A 17,611-nucleotide genomic window follows, 5' to 3' on the forward strand; every position below is an offset into this window, starting at 1 on the left:
TGTCAAGTCCTTCCCAGGCGGTAACCAGAATCAAGGATTCACTTTGTAGATTCGACGGATAGAGGCTACGAGAGGGTCAGTTCCAGCTGATCGACCATATCTCGGACGGTATTGAATCCCGACTGCCAAAAAGCCTCTGATCCCATATCAACCCCCACCTTGCTCAGGATGTCTTGCGGCGATTGAGATCCTCCGGTTGCGAGCAGGTCGAGATACTTCGGAATGAATGACGCTCCTTGCTCTTTATACATGCGGTAAAGAGCCAACACGAGCAGATTGCCGAAGCTATACGCGTAGCAGTAGAACGGGCTGGCGAAAATATGGGGAATCGTGACCCACTCCCATTGAAACTCGTCGGGCACCTGTACGCTCTTGCCGAATTGCTGCCGCAGTTCCGCTAAATAGGCCTGCGCCAGCTGATCGCCCGTCGCACCGTCCGCCACCATGTGGTGGGCCATCTTTTCAAACCGAACGAAATAGGCCTGGCGTAGGACGGTGGCATAGATATCATCCAACTGATTGAGGAGCAGGCCCTGTCGTACGGACTTGTTTTGCTCTTGCGAGATCAGCGCATCTGAGAGAATGCGCTCGCCGAACACCGATGCGGTTTCTGCCAACGGGAGTGTCGAATGAAAGGTGTAGACCGAATGGTCTTGTGCCATCATCCCATGGACGGCATGGCCAAGTTCGTGCGCCATGGTGGCGATGTCTCGGGCTTCACCCGTGAAATTCAACATGACATACGGGGTCAGGCCCGGGGCCACACTATAGCAGTAAGCACCGCCAAGCTTACCTGGGCGTGTTGGTCCATCGATATGCCGCGCTCGAAAGACCTCTTCGGCCAGATCTGCCAGGCGGGGAGAAAACTCGCGATAGGCCTCGAGTACCATCGCGACGGCATCGGCGTACCGATACTTCTTCGCCTCTACCCGATGGGGCGCATAAATGTGATATCGGCTCATCGGCCTGAGCTTGCAGATCTTCGCTTTCAACCTGAAGTACGCGTGGAAGATATCGGCATTCTTCGCGCAGGTCTCCAACAGGACATCAACCGCGTGATCCGGAATATCATTGCCGAGATTGCGAGTGGCAATGGGAGAGGAGAACTTCCGAAGTCCTACGTTCTCGGACTTCCAATCGTTGACGAGAGTTCGATACATCTCCCCGAGTAGATCGCGTTGCGCGGAAAATACGCGGTAAAGTTCTTTGTAAGCAGCCTGTCGGACAGCAGCCTTGGGGCTCCGGACGTAGCTCATGAGTTCTTCGCGGTTCATGGAGCGCGTCTTCCCGCCGATCCTCATCGTAAAAGTCAGCCCGTTAGTCACCACGTCATAGAATGTATTGACGGCGCTGCGTCCGGTGACATTCTTTACGTTGATGATTTTCTCTTCCGGTTCGGAAAGCGTATGAGGCTTATAGCGTCTGATCGTCTGCAAGTAATATCGCAGGTCGCCGGTATCGGCCATCAGTCGCTCGGCATTGACATCGTCAACTTCCTGCCACCACAGATCGAAGAAGAGCAGGCGATTATTCAGCGCGGTGAGTCGCTCTTCCACTTGTGTCTTGAAAGAGCGTGACGTCGGGTATGTAGTGTTTTCTGAGAACCACAGATAGGCGAACGCGCCAAGCCGAGCTGAGCCCTCTGCGATCGACTCGGTGAGCTTCAGAATCGCTCTGAAGTCATCGCCGGCCATTGTCGCCTGCAGCTGGGGACGAACCGACTCGACTTGCCTGACTTGTGCATCAAGATCCGCCAAGTGCCGTTCCAAGTCCTTCGATGGGTCTTTAACCAGGTGAGTGAGATCCCACTGGTCTGATACCGTGGAACCGGAATGTCTACGACGGACGGGACGTCGAGCGGTCATTGCCAATCTCCTTACGTGAAGCTCATATCGTGGGCACGGAACATCTTATCACCAAGCTGCGCCGTGATTGGAGAGAATCCTCAAGCGTAAACAGAAATACCGCGGCGTTGACAGTCAATCGTCGAGATGCAAAAATCTCTTGAGCCGGTAAGAAATGAACGAGCAGGAACTCCATCGTGTCGTTCAGTATGTGACCGCCAGCACGTCCTATGCGCGTGAGACCGTGGCGGATATACTGCACACAGGTCTAGGCGAGCTCTCGACGCTGGCCACACATTCCACCAGATCATTCGAGCGGGATGCGCTGCTCGAATACGTGTCACAGTGGACGATCAAACGAACGGGACAGCCGGAACCATTGGTACGTGAAGTATTGGGCTGTGCTGGACGTTGGTTGGATGCAGCGTACGCTGAGATTGCCGCGCAACGGCCGGATGTCTTGGGTGAGTCTCCGGAGGACGACGAAGGCAGCGAGCCGGTCTCATGACCGTCGTTGGTCCCTCGCGGGGCGACGGCTCACGGGACAGGGAAAGGCGCGATGACATCCTGGCGGCCTCGACGCACGATCAAACTGCGTTCCCGCTTGTACGGCTTGCATGGTATTCCTGCGATAACCGCCGAGCGTCATCTCCAAAAGGGGCTTCCTCGCCATCTCAATGACCATTTGAATCTGCTGCATGGAAACTGTTCCGATCACTCAAGCCGGCTTAGACTCGGACGACTTCTTCATCGCCTCACCCATCACGATTCCGGCGTACAAGAATCCGCCTTGGCGGAGTTGGAGTTGGCCACGCAGTTGATTCGTGTCGGACTCCACGTCGCATTTCTGCCCGAGTCACTAGCTCGAACAGCCGACCTTGAATGTCGTCATGAATCGGAACGGTTTTTTGTAGAGGTGACGGCGATGGTCGGTTCCGCCGAACGACGACGGCTTCCGCTTCGCGTTGTCATGAACGGCGAAGAAGACGGTGTGGAAACAGATCGTGGCGTGCTGTTGATCCACCGAATCTCGGCTCGCATCAGGCAAAAGGCCAGGCAGCTTGCCGACTACTGCGAACCGGTACTTTTGAGCATCTCGATTCCGAGGGCGGACCTCCGGGGTGGGCATCAAGGACGGCGAGAGCAGATTCGAATGGACGTGAAGGCCCTGGCCGGCTCCATAACCGTTGATCTGATGAAACTTCGACATCTCAGCGCCGTCCTGATTTCACTCTGGGATGTGGAGCCGATTCCCTCGCGCGCGGCGCTGAGGCTTACGAATGTCGAGGTGATCGAACGGGCCAAGCACCAGCAGACTCAGCCGCGCGTCCGCATGCTGATTCGGAACCCCAGAGCTTCAGTTCCGCTCTCCGAAGCTCAGACTGCCTCAGTCAGGCAAACGCTATAGCTCCTTCGCCATGTGGAGTTATCTCGGCGCCTTCCGCGCGTTGTAAATGCGGCCTCCGGCTTGCCGATAACGCTGGAAGACGGCGATGGCATCTTTGCGGCAAACGTCTCGGATCACGGAGACCCCGCGCTGTTCAAATGCCGCCACCCAGTTCCTGGGTTTCGGTCCTTCGTCGAACCCGATCGCTGCGGCATCGTGACTTCTGGCGCCGCAGACAATCTTGCGAACACCGGACCACAGGATTGCGCCATAACACATGGCACACGGCTCACAACTGGTGATCAACTCGAGTTTCGGCAGGCCGGTTGCGCTGAGATCAAAGTGTTCCAGGACGCGGTGGGCATTCGCCAGCGCAACGGTTTCGGCGTGGGCCAGCGAGCAATTCGACGATTCGACGAGATTCACGCCCACGGCGACGAGCCGCCCGGTCCGAGTTTCGAAGATGGCCGCGCCGAATGGTCCGCCGGTCCTGGACGTCACATTGGTCATCGCAAGCTGGATGGCAAATCGCATGCGATCGACAGCCGCAACAATAGGTGTTTGGCGGCGCGCAAGACGGACGGCCCAGGCTGGAAGGCGAAAGGGAGAAGCGGACGACCATCCGGATTTCACGACGTGAGAGAAAGCTGTAACGCATCGAGATGCTTCGTGACCATGGCATCGCCGTTTTTGGTGGATACGTCGATGCCTGTCGCGCAGACGGTTCGGCATTCTTCCAGGCGTCCCAGCTTCTGGAGTGATTGGGCGAGCGCGAGATAGGCGGCCGAATAGGTCGGCTTTACCGTGACGCACTGACGCAAGGATTTGGCTGCTTCTTCGAAATTGCCGTCATCCATGTAGGCTTTCCCCAAGCCGAACCAGGCCACATCATCGTTGGGATCCATGACCAGAATTTTCTTGAGCGGCTCGATCCGGGGATTGGGCATTTCGTGACTCCTTATCGTCGCGACCGCTGGCGGACGGTATCATGCGCATCGCGCATTGTCTATGGCGTTTTCTGCATGATAATCTGACAGTATAGCTCGAATCTCATCGTTCATATCTCGTGTGACGCGTGGTGCTCTGATTTTTCGAGATACGCTTTACGAACGACCATCGACATAGTGGATCACATGGGAAGAACCGGTCTCGTCTATCATCCGGCCTATCTTGAGCATGACATGGGGTCCGGACATCCGGAGTCTCCCAATCGGTTGCGTGCCATTATGCGGCAGTTGGAGCAGAGCGGAACTGCAACTCGCTTGGTTCGGATCGAGCCGCGAAGAGCTGAAGAGGAATGGATTACTCTGGTTCATAGCTCCAGCTATGTTGCGGCGCTCAATCGAGCAACTCCCGCCGCTGGGCGCGTTTCGCTGGATCCCGATACGTCGATGTCTCCCGGCTCGCTGAATGCCGCTTACCTGGCGGCGGGAGGAGCCTTGGCGGCGGTCGATGCCATCATGATGCATCAAGTTGACCACGTCTTCTGTGCCGTCCGGCCTCCCGGCCACCATGCCGAAGCCGGGCGGGCGATGGGGTTCTGTCTCTTCAACAATGTCGCGATCGCGGCGCGTTATGCGCAAAAGAAGTACGGGCTCAACCGAGTGATGATCGTCGACTGGGATGTCCATCACGGGAACGGGACGCAGCATAGCTTTGAGGAGGATCCGTCCGTCTTGTTCTTCAGCACGCATCAGTATCCCCATTATCCCGGCACCGGGGGGGCTACGGAACGAGGGAATGGAGCGGGAGAGGGATTCACGATCAATGTACCGATGGCGTCCGGTGAGGGAGACGACGAGTATCGGGCGGTCTTTCAGAAGTCACTCGTTCCCGCAGCAGACGCCTTCAAACCTGAGCTTGTCATCATCTCGGCGGGATTCGACGCGCACAAAGATGATCCCTTGGCGAGCATGGCGTTGACTGAAGCGGGCTATGCGGATTTGACGGACATTGTAGCGGGGATCGCCAAGCGTCATGCGAAAGGTCGCATTCTCTCTTCGCTCGAAGGCGGCTATAATCTGACAGCATTGGCTGCGTCGGTCCACGCACACGTCGAGGCGCTTGTGAACGCCTGACATGCGGACTGAAAATCATTGCGGGTGTATGACATGATGAAACATCCCCTGTTAATCGATACTGAGTCGTTGCAGCGGCTGCTTGGCCGGCCTAACCTCGTCATCATCGACGTCCGTGGGAAGTCGGCTTACGAATTCGGCGGGCATATCCCCGGCGCTGTGCATTCGACATGGCATGAGTACAGCGATCCCAATGCCGTGCCGAAAGGGCTGTTGAATCCCGATCTTGGCCGGATTGAGCTGATCCTCCGTCGATTGGGGATCAATCACGACAGCGATGTGGTGATTTACTCCAATCCGTTTGACAACTGGGGCGACGAAGGGCGTATGTTTTGGATGTTGGAATATCTGGGGCACTCACATATACGGATTTTGGACGGGGGATGGGTGAAGTGGACAGCCGAGAAGCGGCCGTTCGAGCATGGACGTGTGTCTCCCGTACTCGGAAACTTCACTGCTCGACCGGTGGCGTCCTTGATCATGGCGAAAGATGACCTCAAGGCGGTCGTCAGGGGCTCGCATCCTGAGACGGCGATTCTGGACGCTCGCAGTCTTGAAGAATATCTTGGGAAAGAAATATCGGGCATTTCGCGGTCCGGGCACATCCCGTCGGCCATCCATGTGGCCTGGAATGGATTCCTGAACAAGGACGCGACCGTCAAGGATCCGTCCATGATCAAGGAGATGTTGGAAGCGAAGGGTATTCATTTCGGACAAGATGTGATCTGTTACTGTACCGGGGGCGTTCGAGCGGGCTGGCTCTATTTCATACTTAAACTCGTCGGGTATCAGAAAATCAGCAATTATCCCGGATCCTGGTGGGAGTGGAGTCGAGACTACGCGTGCCCGGTCGAAAAAGATCTTCACGCGCTCCAAAAAATCCTCGGTTTCGATCCGGCGGCCAAACCTTCTTGACACGTCCGACGAGCGCTGTGTAAGGTGAATTTAATCCATCAAACAATCCGCTGAGCAGCGAACACTAACCAGAAGGGGGACGCAATGACCATGAAGATCCGTCAAAGCGCGTTGGTTGTGGCCGTGACCGGGATGCTTGTCGGGGTTCCGCTGTTCAGTGGGCTCGCCGTCGCAGGCTCACCGCCTGCCGGGAATAAACACATTGGTGAAGCGGTCGAACATGCGAGAGGCGCCGCGTCCCATGGGAAAGAAGGACATGCGGATGCGTGTGTCGAACACGCGACTGAAGCGCTCAAGCACGCTACAGCTGCAGGAATGAAAAACCCGCATTTGGAAGAAGGGGTCAAGCATCTGACAGAGGCGGTAAAGCATGGAAAGGCAGGGCACGCGGAAGCCTGTACCGAACATGCTGAAGGCGGAGCTACGCATCTGGCCGAAGTAAAGTAGCGGACATCGGCAGCCGCTAGCCTCAGTTCAACACACGTGTTTCAAGGAACGGGCAGGGAGGAGTCCCTGCCCGTTCTTGTATGGAGCGGAGCGTACCATGCGAGTCGGGTACTACCAGTTCGATCCACGCTTTGGCGATGTGTCCACGAATCTCGAAAGAGTGACGGCCAAGTTGGAACAGGCTGATGCCGATCTTATCGTGCTGCCGGAATTGTTCGCGTCTGGCTATCAGTTCGTGTCTCAGGAGGAAACGCAACAGCTCGCCGAGCCGGTTCCCGACGGTCCGACGGTGCGACGGCTGGGAGAGATTGCGAAGCGGCGCCGGATGCATATTGTGGCGGGACTTCCTGAACAGTCCGGGTCCCGCTGTTACAATTCCGCCGTGATCGTCGGACCATCCGGGTTTCTTGGTTGTTACCGAAAGACCCATCTCTTTTACGAGGAGACGCAGTTCTTCACTCCGGGTGACTCGGGATTTCTTGTCTGGGATATCGGATCAGCGAAGATCGGTATCATGATCTGTTTCGATTGGTACTATCCGGAAGCCGCCCGGACATTGGCGATGCAGGGGGCCGAAATCATTTGCCATCCTTCCAACCTGGTCTTGCCGAATTGTCCGGATTCCATGCCGGTCCGGTGCCTTGAAAATCGAGTGTTTGCCGTCACCTGTAATCGCATCGGCAGTGAGGCGCGCGGAGGGAAAGAGCGGTTGACCTACATCGGCCAGAGCGAAGTCGTCACGCCCAAGGGAGTCATTCAGCATAGAGCGTCTTGTGACCAAGAAGAGCTGACCGTTCTTGATATTGATCCAGCCGAGGCTCGCAACAAACGCTTGAATCGATTCAACGATCTGCTTCGTGATCGCCGCACGTCGCTGTATAAAATGTGACCCCGAGTCTCATCATCCGTCAAGAGGAGCACAGTGCTTGCGCAAGTTCAGCGGGCACGGTAGGATTTCGCTCATGACCACAGAACTCCGCAAAGGCATTTTTCTCATCGCCGCTCCAAGCCTGCGTGACCCAAACTTCCGCCAGGCCGTCGTCCTGCTGTGTGAACATGGGCCGGAAGGCGCCCTCGGCGTCATTGTGAATCGACCCACGGCCATGTCCATTTCCGAAGCCCTTCCACAGGTTCCCGTCATCGAGGGAGCCGGCCACGTGCTCTATGCCGGTGGGCCTGTCCAGACGAATCAAGTCATGTTGCTCTATAAAGGTGACGAGTTCCCGGAAAATGCGCACCATGTGTTCGACGGAGTCTGCCTTGGCGGCGACGTCGGCATGGTCGAACGCATTCTCACCGGAGCCGGTACCAAAGAATCCTTCCGCGCCTACTTGGGGTATTCGGGATGGGGACCCGGCCAGCTGGAAAACGAGATGAAGACCGGGTCATGGATCACCTTACCTGCCGACCCCCAGGCGGTATTTGAGAAAGACCCGGTCCGTGTTTGGGGGGATATCTTGAGCACCCTGGGCGAAGCCTACCAGCCCTATGCCGAGATGCCGTTCGATCCGTCCTGCAACTGAGGCCTCTGAGTCGCTTCTCTATCCTATCGTCGTTGCAGCGTATCGCGCCGAATGCTTGAGTCAAACGGCATGTGAGAAGGGTGTGCCTGTCTCGTCGTTGGAGCGCTCGGCCTTGCTAATTGGTCGTCTTTTCTGCACTATCGTTCGGGCTGAGAAGCGCTGACGCCACCGTCACGCGGCGCAAAAACCGAATTGGCCATCCGTAGGAGGAGGGAGAGGAGCAACGTGGATCAGTCGGATATGCCGTCGTCGGGAACCGAGACCTTATTGAGGAAATTACATGAACGCCCACAGTTGCCCCTTGGTGACTGGCTTCGTGCGCCTGCCCATGTCCATTACAAAGCCTTTCGCATGTCCGACCCGCCGACGCAGCGTCCGGCCAGCCGATCGGAGTTCCAGTCGCTGCTGGGGCATTTCAAGATTCCCGTCGAAACGACCCATATGCGGGAGACATTCGGCTATGGCATCAAGGAAGCGGACAATGGCGATCGACTGATTGTGGTGTGGCAAGCGCACACCGAGTACTACAACTACCAATTCTGGCATCTGCCGTCGAAGTCCAGCGGCGAAGTGACCTTCGGGCCGTTGACGTTCCCAAATTACACATTTCCTGTGTCGCCGCTCGGGTCTGATGTCTGCCGCCTGGACTTTGTGTTGACGACGGACATGCTGCCGCCGCGCAGCGAGCTGCGCGCGCTGCTGCCGGGACAGGTCATCTATGGCAGCCGAATGTTCAACGAGCAGACCAGCGTGGCGACGAGCTTTACTCCCGACAAACAGGGACGAGAACGATACTGGGTCAGCGTGCGGCCATCCCAGGGTGAGGCGCCGCGCTTCAAAGACATCGTCGATGCCATCGTGCGAATCGAGACCTACTATCACCTGTTGTTGATGCAAAAGCCGTTGTTCTCCGCTGCGATCGACCAAGTCTATAAGTTCGAGCAGGTTCATCTGAAGCAACGAGAGATCATTACGTCCCATATCGGCCACGCCGATTCGCAGACGCTGCAGCGATGGCTGAACAGTCTGACGCAGGATTTATTGAAGACCAATCGCATGGCGGGAAAGCTGCATTTCGAGTTGTCCTCATCGATTCCTTACGACAAAATCGTGCACACCACCTTGGCGTCACTCGGCGAACAACCGATAGACTCCTACCGCCAGATCTCCGATTATGTGCTGGGGGGCGTTACAGGGGTCGCCGAAGGGTACCAGCAGCTCTTGCGCCGCATCGACACGCTGCGAGGCGGATTTGAAGGTATCATCGCCATCATTCGCACCCGCATCGATTTGATTCTGGAAGCTCAAAACCTCTCACTGCTTCAAAGCGTGGACAAGACGACCAAGAGCCAGGTGATCCTGCAACACACGGTCGAAGGACTGTCCGTCATCGTCATTGCCTATTATTTGGCTGGGCTGGCGGGATATGTCTTCAAAGGATTGCAGGAAATGGGCTGGCTGGCGAACGCCAGCCTCGCCACGGCGGTGTTCGTGCCGGTCGCCATCGGCTTGGCGTTTCTCGTCACGACGATGAGCAAGAAGATTATTCAGAAAAAGCTGGCCGCGGAACAGCCGGCTGAAGAATCAAAGACGCCGCAGCCGTGATAGGCCGTTCTCCCTTCGAGGAAAGCACAGCCAAGGGTACGAAGATCTTCAGCGAATGGTTAATGTGGCTCAATCAAAACTTGTGAAAGAAACCGACCCGTATGCGACGTTGCCACCTTCGCCACCTGCTCAGGCCGCCCTTCCGCAATGATCTGTCCTCCTGCCGCGCCGCCTTCTGGACCGAGGTCGATGATCCAATCGGCAGACTTGATGACATCGAGGTTGTGTTCGACGACCACCAGCGTGTTGCCGGCATTCACGAGTTTGTGGAGGACAGCGAGGAGCTTTTTGATGTCTTCGAAGTGCAGGCCGGTAGTCGGCTCATCCATAATATACAGGATATCCTTGGCGGAGGAGTCTTTCAGCTCGGCGGCGATTTTCAATCGTTGCGCTTCTCCGCCGGACAGTGTCGTGGCCGATTGGCCAAGGCGCAGGTAGCCGAGGCCGATGGACGTCAGGAGGTGAAGCCGTTCCTGTAGCTTCGGCGTTCCAGTGAAGAAAGAGATCGCGTCTTCCACCGTCATGTTGAGCACATCGAAGATCGTCTTGCCGCGATAGCGAATCTTCAAGATTTCCGGTTTGAAGCGTTTACCGTCACAGACCTCGCAGGGCGCATAAATATCCTCGAAGAAGTACATTTCCAGCTTTTCCACACCGCTGCCCTCACACCGTTCGCAGCGGCCGCCGACAGCATTGAATGAGAAATGTCCCGGTGTGAAGCCTTGATGAAGCGCCGCTCGTTCGGAGGCAAACAACTGACGGATGTCGTCGAACGTTTTGAGATAGGTGACCGGGTTGGAGCGGGGAGTCCGTCCAATCGGCTGTTGGTCGATCAGCCGGATCCCTTTGAGATGCTCGATGCCTTTGATGGCCTTGAACCGGCCCATGGGAAGGGATTCCACCCGAAAGGCGCGGGCAACGGCACGATAGAGAGTATCTTCGACCAACGTGCTCTTGCCCGATCCTGAGACGCCGGTCACACAGAGCAGCATGCCGAGGGGAATACGAACGAACAGGTCTTTGAGGTTGTGTTCGGTCGCACCGGCGATCACCAGCATCTTCCCGCTTCCAGATCGCCGAGATTTGGGCTGGAAAATCTGCTCTTCGTCGCGCAAGTATCGGGCGGTGGTCGCACGGCGGTCTCGGATGAATTCCTGCGTGGACGCGGCACAGATGACCTCGCCACCCTTCTCGCCGGACTGAGGGCCGAGTTCGACGAGATAGTCGGCCGATTCGATCATGCGCCGGTCATGTTCGACGACCACGACTGTGTTGCCGGTATCAGCGAGCTCATGAAGAATGCCGGCCAACAGGTCGGTATCCCTCGCATGAAGACCGATGGTCGGCTCATCGAGGACATACAAGGTGCCTACGAGCCGAGACCCCAGCTGGTTGGCAAGTGCAACCCGTTGGGCTTCCCCTCCGGAGAGCGTCTTAGTCTGTCGGCTGAGCGTTAGATATCCAAGGCCGACGCGCTGGAGAAATCCCAGCTTTGCTTTGAGCTGTCGGAGAATATCAGTCGCGATCTCCTGCTCAAATTGGCGAACCGGCAGAGATTCCACCCACCCTAAGAGACTTTCGACGGTTCGCTCCGTTGTCTCGTGGATATCACTGTCGGCAATTTTGACGTACAAGGCTTCCGGTTTGAGACGACTGCCATGACAACGGGGGCAATTGAAGGGGGTGCGGTAGCGGCTGAGGAAGACACGGACATGGAGCTTGTAGCGCTTGCCCTCCAGATACTCAAAATAATCGTTGATGCCGTCGAACGACCTGTCACCCTCCCAGAGGAATTGTTGCGTGTCTTTGGGAAGAGATTTGAACGGGGCCGTGATATCGACTCCGCGCCGTCTCATCGCGAGCAACATCTTCTTCTGCCACCAATCGGAACTGGGTTTGCTCCAGGGCTCGACCGCCCCTTGAGCAAGCGATTTCGTGTGATCGGGGATGACCAGCTCCGGGTCATACCGCAGCACATTGCCGAATCCTTTGCACTCCGGGCAGGCCCCAAGCGGATGATTGAACGAGAAGAGAATCGGCCGCAGAGGCTCGAAGGTGCGTCCGCAGTTTTGACAGAGGAATCGCGTGCTGTACGATTGCCGTCCCTGGCCGATGATGTCGATGGCGCAGCGGCCCTCTCCTTCGCGAAACGCCGTTTCGACTGCTTCGACGAGACGAGCGCGGTTGTCTTCCCTGATGATCAAGCGATCGAGAACGACATAAAGCGAAGAAGAGTCATGGAGCCGATGCTGATCCGCCTCGTGCAGATCGAGGATCTCATCCTGAATTTTCAGTCTGGTAAACCCGCGTGTTAGGAGTGACTGAATGAACAGGCCTTCTTCCTTGGAAGAAGGAGCGGCAATGGGAAACAGCACCATCGCCCGGGCATCGGGCCACCGCGCCAGCAGGTCGTCCACCACGGTGTCGGGCTGAAAGGAGCGGGCTTCTTGATGACAGTCCGGGCAGGTCGGTTTCCCGATCTTGGCGAAGAGGAGGCGGAGCAGATCGGCAATTTCGGTGGTCGTGCCGACCGTCGAGCGGGCCGTCCGCACTTGATTCTTCTGTTCGATGGCGATGGCCGGCCGGACGTTGAGGAGGCGATCCACATCGGGACGAGCCACCTTGTCGAGAAACATTCTGGCGTAGGTCGAGAGGGACTCGACATACCGCCACTGACCTTCGGCAAAGATCGTATCGAAGGCGAGAGAGGATTTGCCGGACCCTGACACACCGGTAATGGCCGTGACCTGATTATGGGGAATGCGGAGCGAGATATTTTTAAGATTGTTCTGCCTGGCGCCCTCAATGGTGAGGTCTGCGGACTGATTCTGGCGAAGAGGGTTTTGTTCCATGGCGCGGTCCAAGGATGACAAAAACATGATGCTAACAGCCTGACTCTGTCGCTTCAACCGGATTGAGGAAAGGCTTGTTGATTGGTTCATCGAGTGAGAGGATGGGAGCACTCAACCGGGAGGACACATGATTCTTTCCACGACCAACAATATCGAAGGCAAAAAGGCGGTGAAGTATCTTGGCTTGGTATCGGGGGACGCGATCCTGGGCGCGAATATCTTTCGGGATTTTTTTGCGTCGATTCGAGATATCGTCGGAGGCAGATCGGCGGCCTATGAAGCGGAACTCCGTAAGGCGAAGGATATTGCGCTTGGCGAGATGCGCGAGCAGGCCAAGAATCTGGGGGCCAATGCGATCGTCGGGATCGATATCGACTATGAAACGATCGGCGCCAATGCCAGCATGTTGATGGTCAGTGCGAGCGGCACGGCAGTGGTGATCGAGTAGCAGGAGCCTGAAAATGCCCGCCAGTTTCGTTCTCGCATCGTTCAGATCCTCAACGTACCCCCAGAGGGTACGCCTCGGCCCTTCACTCGCTGCGGCCTTGCTGGACAGTCATTTTGAGTCTCCTGCAGAAGAGCGGCTTCCTGAGGCTGTAGAGCAAACGCGATGACGTCGCTGTCGAACGTGGACTATCTCGACATAGGCCGCCAGATTGCGAGTCTGCTCGGCTCAGCTTTAACCGGGCCTTCGGCAGAGGCGATTCGTGAACTTGCCCGAACCTATGATCCTACCGCGGATGAATCCCGTATCAGCGCCGAAGTGTTTTTATTCCACAAATATCTCCTGATGCAGGCCTGCGTGGGCGTGTTTGCAGAATCGCAGGTCGAGCACGTCGTCGGCGGGCTGTTTGCCGCGCTCAATGAGCGGGCCAGCGGACTGGAACTCAGTCTGGAACGGCAACAGGCGATGGAAGAGATGTGGCAGCTCCGAGCCGGACAATTCGATCGCTTCTTTTCGCAAGACCGACTCCAGTTTCTGGAAGAGCGGTCGGAGCCGATCCACTGGAAGCGGACGATTGATCGATTCTGCCAGAACGTGCAAGCCACCGAGAATCCTCCTGATATCTGGGGCGGCGCCAACGCCCCATCGCACGTCGCCAGCCAATCCGTCACTCGGGCGCTTGATCACATGGTCTCAGCGCTCGAAGAGATCAACCGATTGCATTTCAGCAGAGCGGTGTGACCTGCACGGGAGAGTGCTCTCTTCACTTCAAGATCACCTTCACCAGCCCGATGCATCCGACATAGAGGACCAGGGATCCAGCCATCGCAGGCCAGAAGCCGAGGCGAGGGATACCCGTGATCATGGCGAGGACATAGACCGTCCACGGTGGAACAAACCATAGTAAGTTCTTCGCGTAATCAACCGTCGTTGCGCCGCCGCCGCTCGCATACAGCAGGATAAATGTTACGCCGGTGATGGCGGGAAAGGTGCTGACCATGGCGGCCAAGAACGACTTGCCTTGCGAGCCAAGATATGTGGAGAAGCTGACGATGGAGCCGCCCAGTAGAAAGTAGATCGCATACTTCATAAGATCACTCACGAGAAGTCCTCCTTATGCCGATCCATGGAATGCCTCCATGGCTTCTCTCTCCAGTACCTCTCCCTGGCCGGTATAGCGGGGTGAAAAATGAAAGACCGTGAGGTCTCTGACGAGAGCCTTACGGGCCATGAGTCCGGCTTGTCTCGCGGTCAGATGATACCGGTCGCGAGCTTTTTCCGCGTCACTATCCAGATACGGCGACTCGCAATACAACATGTCGGCGCCTCGGGCAAGGGCGACGATCTTGGCCTCGTTCTCCTCGTCGTAACGCGCGTCGACCACGTAGGCAATCTTTTGCCCTCGTGAGATCGTGAGAAACCGTTCCTTCAATTCGCCGAGTATGAATGTGTGCTCTTCCCGACGATGTTCGTCGCATACCGTGGCGGTGAATCGGAAGTCGTCGGGTTGTCCTTCCCATATATGTTGCTTGACGTCTTTCAGCCAGGTACCGACCGGCAAGCCGGCTTCGTGCAGTTTGTGTTTATTGACGTTGACGTGGACCTGCTCCTCGATCGCGTAGGCAAACGAGGGGATGCGATGGTTCAACGCCACGGCTTTTACGGTAAACATTGGGTCTTCCAGTACCGTGAACAGCGGACCTCCAACATGCGGAACCGGGTGGCGGACTCGTTCCGGTTGTTCGAACCCGTTGGTTGCCCGGAAAGAGGCCTGATGGATCCCACTTTCGTGGAACTCCCGAACTTCAATCGTGAGCGGATAGCCATCCACAAGATTCCACGTATAGCCCCGCAGCTTGCCTTGCACGTTCTCAATCAACCCGGGAGGACCGAATAATCTGAGCGTCTTGCCACGCCCTAGCGCGACGCGAAGAACGGCGTCAAATCCGATGAAGTGATCCATGTGGGTATGTGAGATGAAAATCTCTCCTGCCCTGAGCAATCTGGTCGGTCCCAGCCCATCGTTATGTCCGAGATCGAAGAGCAAGGCCCGCTTCGACCAGCGAATTTCTACGTAGACGCCTGGGTCGCCAAAGACATCGTTCACCAGATAACTGGAGAATGAGGGGTTCATAAGGGTGATTGGGGCATTACATCATCCGCTTATTGAGGGTCCCTCAGAATGAACCATCGATGCACGATGATTCACGTGTCACCCTATGGCGGCCCTGACCGCACTGTACAAGATGATGACTTCGACCGCATGCGCCACGATCGTCATCCAGAGATTGCGCGTTCTGAGCCAGATGCTTCCCCAGATGAGCCCATCCCAGAGCGCGATCCAATGAAGGTACCGAAAAGTATTGACCATGAACGGGTCAAATGCAAACGTGAGCGTGCTGGCGATGAGCGCAAGAGGCGCCATACGTCGTCTTGAATCGGCGGCCCACCAGTGCGATTCGAGTTCCGCGAGACGCGCCAGGAGAAAACCGCGGAAGTTCAACTCCACGAACAGAGCAATGCCGCAGATCAGCCATGGCACCATGAGGGGGATGGGAAGCCGACCATGAGGCGTCTGCTTCAAGAACGTGATGTCGTAACCAAGAAGGGGATAGACGGCCAGAATCACGAACGTATTTAGACCGCCGAGCAACAGTCCCGTTAAGGCTCCCCACCGGACCCCGTTCCGTACCGTTTTCTTTTCCAGCCCGAGCTGTATGAGGGGCTGTGTAGCATATGCAGCCCAGAGACCGAGTCCCGCATAGGCGAGCAACTGCGGCATGAATTGGACGAGGAGTTCTTCTCTGAACGACTCAGGAAGACCGTAGTATCCGAACGTGGCGCCGATGGGGAGCAGCGACAAGGCTGCTCCCATACTGGTAGCAAAACTGTGAGCCGGCCGACCTAGTCCGGAGGTCATCACACGGCTACGACAATTCGAGGTGATAGCGATCCAACGTGGTGGCTTTCTGTCGCGCAAGATTGGACAGCGACTTGTTGTAGTCGACGATTGCGCGCAACTCATTGCCCTGCGCAGTGGCCAGATCTCGTTGGAAATCGAGCACGAAGCGGGTGGTGCTGAGCCCGACTTTCAAGCGCTCCTGCTCGGCTTGCAGCTGTTTTTCGGCCATGATGCGCGCCGATCGGGTCGTTTCGATACGCTTAAAGTCGGTCTGGACCCGGCGCACCGCTTCGCGAACCCCGACGATGATTTGCTGGCGGATGCTGGTCAACGTGATTTCGGCGTTCTTGGCCTCCAGCTGCCGTTTGTTGTAGCTGCTGATGGCTGCTCGGTTGCCGAGCGGGTAACTGAGGACCAACCCCGCTCCATAGTTATAGAAGTCGCCGCTGAAGTTTCTCGTAAAGGAGTCGTTGTAATCACTGCCGAGGCCGGCCAGTCCGACCGTGCCCTGAAACGACAGCGTTGGGAGCAACTGGTTGCGCGCGAATTGCTTATTGAGTTCGCCTGACTCGACGTTTTTTTTCGCCTGTGTGATTTCAGGACGCTGCTCGATCGCGGTATCAATAGCTTCCTGAAGGCTGATGGGTTCGAGCATAGTGAGGGGGGGATCGGCAGGGGTGAGCCGGACGTCTACCCTCAAGTCCTCCTCGCCGGGATTCAAGAGTCGCCGCAGTTGATCCTCCTGGTCGCGAATGGCTTTCTCCGCCACCAAGATCTGTTCCACTCTCGACGCGACCGCGGCTTCTGCTTGCAGCACATCGACGATGGACATGACGCCGGCCTTGGCCTTGGCGCGGTTCGTCGCCAAGAGCTCTTCGGCGGCCTTTAAAGCGGCTTGCGCAACCTTCAGGTTCTCGTTCGCAAACACGAGTTCCCAGTAGGTCTGTTCCACGGTGGTAATGACGGTCATGACCTGGTCTCGAAAAACATGTTGTTCGACCACGGCGTTGTTTTGAGCGACCTTGATGAAGGTCTTGTTGATCCCGATACCGGCGTTTCTGAGCAACGGTTGAGTGAATGTGAATGCCAGGCCGCCTGTCCAAGACGGATTGAACAGGAATCCCCTTGCGACGTTTGCGTTCACGCTGCTTCGCGCCGGAGCATAGTTCACGTCGAAGTTGCCGCCTGTAATCAGGTTGGTTTGTGCATCGACCGTCAGGGAAGTGTTGCGTTGATCGAAGGTTGTGATCTGATTGAGGCTGCCGCCGGTTCCACCAAACACCGGTCGATTGAGCGGGTTGACGGTTCGGTTGTACTGGCCGTTGATACTCAGGTTGGGGTCGAACTTGGATTGTTCGATGATAATGTCAGCCAACCGACTTTCCCGATTCTGGCGGCTGATACTGATATCGAGATTACTCTGCAGAGCGTGCACGGCTGCGTCGGCCAGCGAGACGATCTCACGCCGTTCCGCAGGGATCGGTTGGGTCACATCCAAGCTCCAGCTGGCGGGTGGAGATGCAATGCCTCCTAAGCCGGCGATCATCATGATCGCGAAACGATAGGAGCGAGTTGAGGATCTGCTATTCATACGGGCCTCCTTGATCAGGGAT

General features: G+C 56.7%; 18 protein-coding genes. 10 read left to right on the plus strand and 8 right to left on the minus strand.

The features are described 5' to 3' along the window. Window positions 1–65: 65 nt before the first annotated feature. On the minus strand, window positions 66–1,865 hold the full coding sequence (locus H8K04_04150) for a M3 family oligoendopeptidase (GenBank protein UVT16754.1): 1,800 nt from the start codon (window positions 1,863–1,865) through the stop codon (window positions 66–68). A gap of 154 nt (window positions 1,866–2,019) precedes the next feature. Between H8K04_04150 and H8K04_04155 the strand changes: the two genes are divergently transcribed. Together H8K04_04155 and H8K04_04160 are read left to right on the plus strand one after the other, a co-directional pair. Then, window positions 2,020–2,352 (plus strand): hypothetical protein, encoded by a 333-nt coding sequence (locus H8K04_04155; protein UVT16755.1) that lies wholly within the window; start codon window positions 2,020–2,022, stop codon window positions 2,350–2,352. A gap of 51 nt (window positions 2,353–2,403) precedes the next feature. Further along, window positions 2,404–3,252 (plus strand): hypothetical protein, encoded by an 849-nt coding sequence (locus H8K04_04160; protein ID UVT16756.1) that lies wholly within the window; start codon window positions 2,404–2,406, stop codon window positions 3,250–3,252. An 18-nt stretch (window positions 3,253–3,270) separates the two neighbouring features. Here the strand turns inward: H8K04_04160 and H8K04_04165 are convergent, their stop codons facing one another. Both H8K04_04165 and H8K04_04170 read right to left on the minus strand, forming a co-directional pair. Continuing rightward, window positions 3,271–3,765, minus strand: a complete 495-nt coding sequence (locus H8K04_04165) for a nucleoside deaminase (GenBank protein ID UVT16757.1) — start codon at window positions 3,763–3,765, stop codon at window positions 3,271–3,273. Between the two features lie 95 nt (window positions 3,766–3,860). Beyond that, window positions 3,861–4,178, minus strand: coding sequence for a tetratricopeptide repeat protein (locus H8K04_04170; GenBank protein ID UVT16758.1), 318 nt, complete (start codon window positions 4,176–4,178; stop codon window positions 3,861–3,863). 186 nt (window positions 4,179–4,364) lie between these two features. Between H8K04_04170 and H8K04_04175 the strand changes: the two genes are divergently transcribed. The 6 genes from H8K04_04175 to H8K04_04200 all read left to right on the plus strand — a co-directional run bounded on the left by H8K04_04175 (window position 4,365) and on the right by H8K04_04200 (window position 9,799). Continuing rightward, the gene (locus tag H8K04_04175; GenBank protein UVT16759.1) at window positions 4,365–5,309 is read left to right on the plus strand and encodes a histone deacetylase; all 945 of its coding nucleotides are present in this window, start codon (window positions 4,365–4,367) and stop codon (window positions 5,307–5,309) included. A 33-nt stretch (window positions 5,310–5,342) separates the two neighbouring features. Continuing rightward, entirely contained in the window at window positions 5,343–6,224 is an 882-nt protein-coding gene (locus tag H8K04_04180) for a sulfurtransferase (GenBank protein UVT16760.1), read from the plus strand. 84 nt (window positions 6,225–6,308) lie between these two features. Beyond that, window positions 6,309–6,671, plus strand: a complete 363-nt coding sequence (locus tag H8K04_04185; GenBank protein UVT16761.1) for a metal-binding protein SmbP — start codon at window positions 6,309–6,311, stop codon at window positions 6,669–6,671. 97 nt (window positions 6,672–6,768) lie between these two features. Next, window positions 6,769–7,560 (plus strand): acyltransferase, encoded by a 792-nt coding sequence (locus H8K04_04190; protein UVT16762.1) that lies wholly within the window; start codon window positions 6,769–6,771, stop codon window positions 7,558–7,560. Between the two features lie 73 nt (window positions 7,561–7,633). Next, window positions 7,634–8,194, plus strand: coding sequence for a YqgE/AlgH family protein (locus tag H8K04_04195; protein UVT16763.1), 561 nt, complete (start codon window positions 7,634–7,636; stop codon window positions 8,192–8,194). Between the two features lie 225 nt (window positions 8,195–8,419). Then, entirely contained in the window at window positions 8,420–9,799 is a 1,380-nt protein-coding gene (locus H8K04_04200) for a DUF3422 family protein (protein ID UVT16764.1), read from the plus strand. A gap of 59 nt (window positions 9,800–9,858) precedes the next feature. Here H8K04_04200 and uvrA read toward each other — a convergent pair whose 3' ends face one another. Beyond that, window positions 9,859–12,651, minus strand: coding sequence for an excinuclease ABC subunit UvrA (gene uvrA, locus H8K04_04205; GenBank protein ID UVT17861.1), 2,793 nt, complete (start codon window positions 12,649–12,651; stop codon window positions 9,859–9,861). Between the two features lie 127 nt (window positions 12,652–12,778). On the opposite strand from uvrA, the gene H8K04_04210 reads away from it, so the two are divergent. Continuing rightward, complete coding sequence (locus H8K04_04210; protein ID UVT16765.1) at window positions 12,779–13,099, plus strand: heavy metal-binding domain-containing protein; 321 nt, start codon at window positions 12,779–12,781, stop codon at window positions 13,097–13,099. 162 nt (window positions 13,100–13,261) lie between these two features. Beyond that, window positions 13,262–13,837 carry a hypothetical protein gene (locus tag H8K04_04215; protein ID UVT16766.1) on the plus strand — a complete coding sequence of 192 codons (576 nt, stop codon included), beginning with the start codon at window positions 13,262–13,264 and terminating at the stop codon, window positions 13,835–13,837. Window positions 13,838–13,859: 22 nt separating this feature from the next. Here H8K04_04215 and H8K04_04220 read toward each other — a convergent pair whose 3' ends face one another. The 4 genes from H8K04_04220 to H8K04_04235 form a co-directional block, all read right to left on the minus strand. After that, window positions 13,860–14,198, minus strand: coding sequence for a DUF3147 domain-containing protein (locus H8K04_04220; protein ID UVT16767.1), 339 nt, complete (start codon window positions 14,196–14,198; stop codon window positions 13,860–13,862). 12 nt (window positions 14,199–14,210) lie between these two features. Continuing rightward, window positions 14,211–15,230, minus strand: a complete 1,020-nt coding sequence (locus H8K04_04225; GenBank protein ID UVT16768.1) for a ribonuclease Z — start codon at window positions 15,228–15,230, stop codon at window positions 14,211–14,213. A gap of 78 nt (window positions 15,231–15,308) precedes the next feature. After that, the gene (locus H8K04_04230) at window positions 15,309–16,016 is read right to left on the minus strand and encodes a CPBP family intramembrane metalloprotease (protein UVT16769.1); all 708 of its coding nucleotides are present in this window, start codon (window positions 16,014–16,016) and stop codon (window positions 15,309–15,311) included. A 7-nt stretch (window positions 16,017–16,023) separates the two neighbouring features. After that, complete coding sequence (locus tag H8K04_04235) at window positions 16,024–17,589, minus strand: TolC family protein (protein UVT16770.1); 1,566 nt, start codon at window positions 17,587–17,589, stop codon at window positions 16,024–16,026. Window positions 17,590–17,611: the final 22 nt, after the last annotated feature.

Source organism: Nitrospira sp., assembly GCA_024760525.1.
Taxonomy (GTDB): Bacteria; Nitrospirota; Nitrospiria; order Nitrospirales; family Nitrospiraceae; genus Nitrospira_D.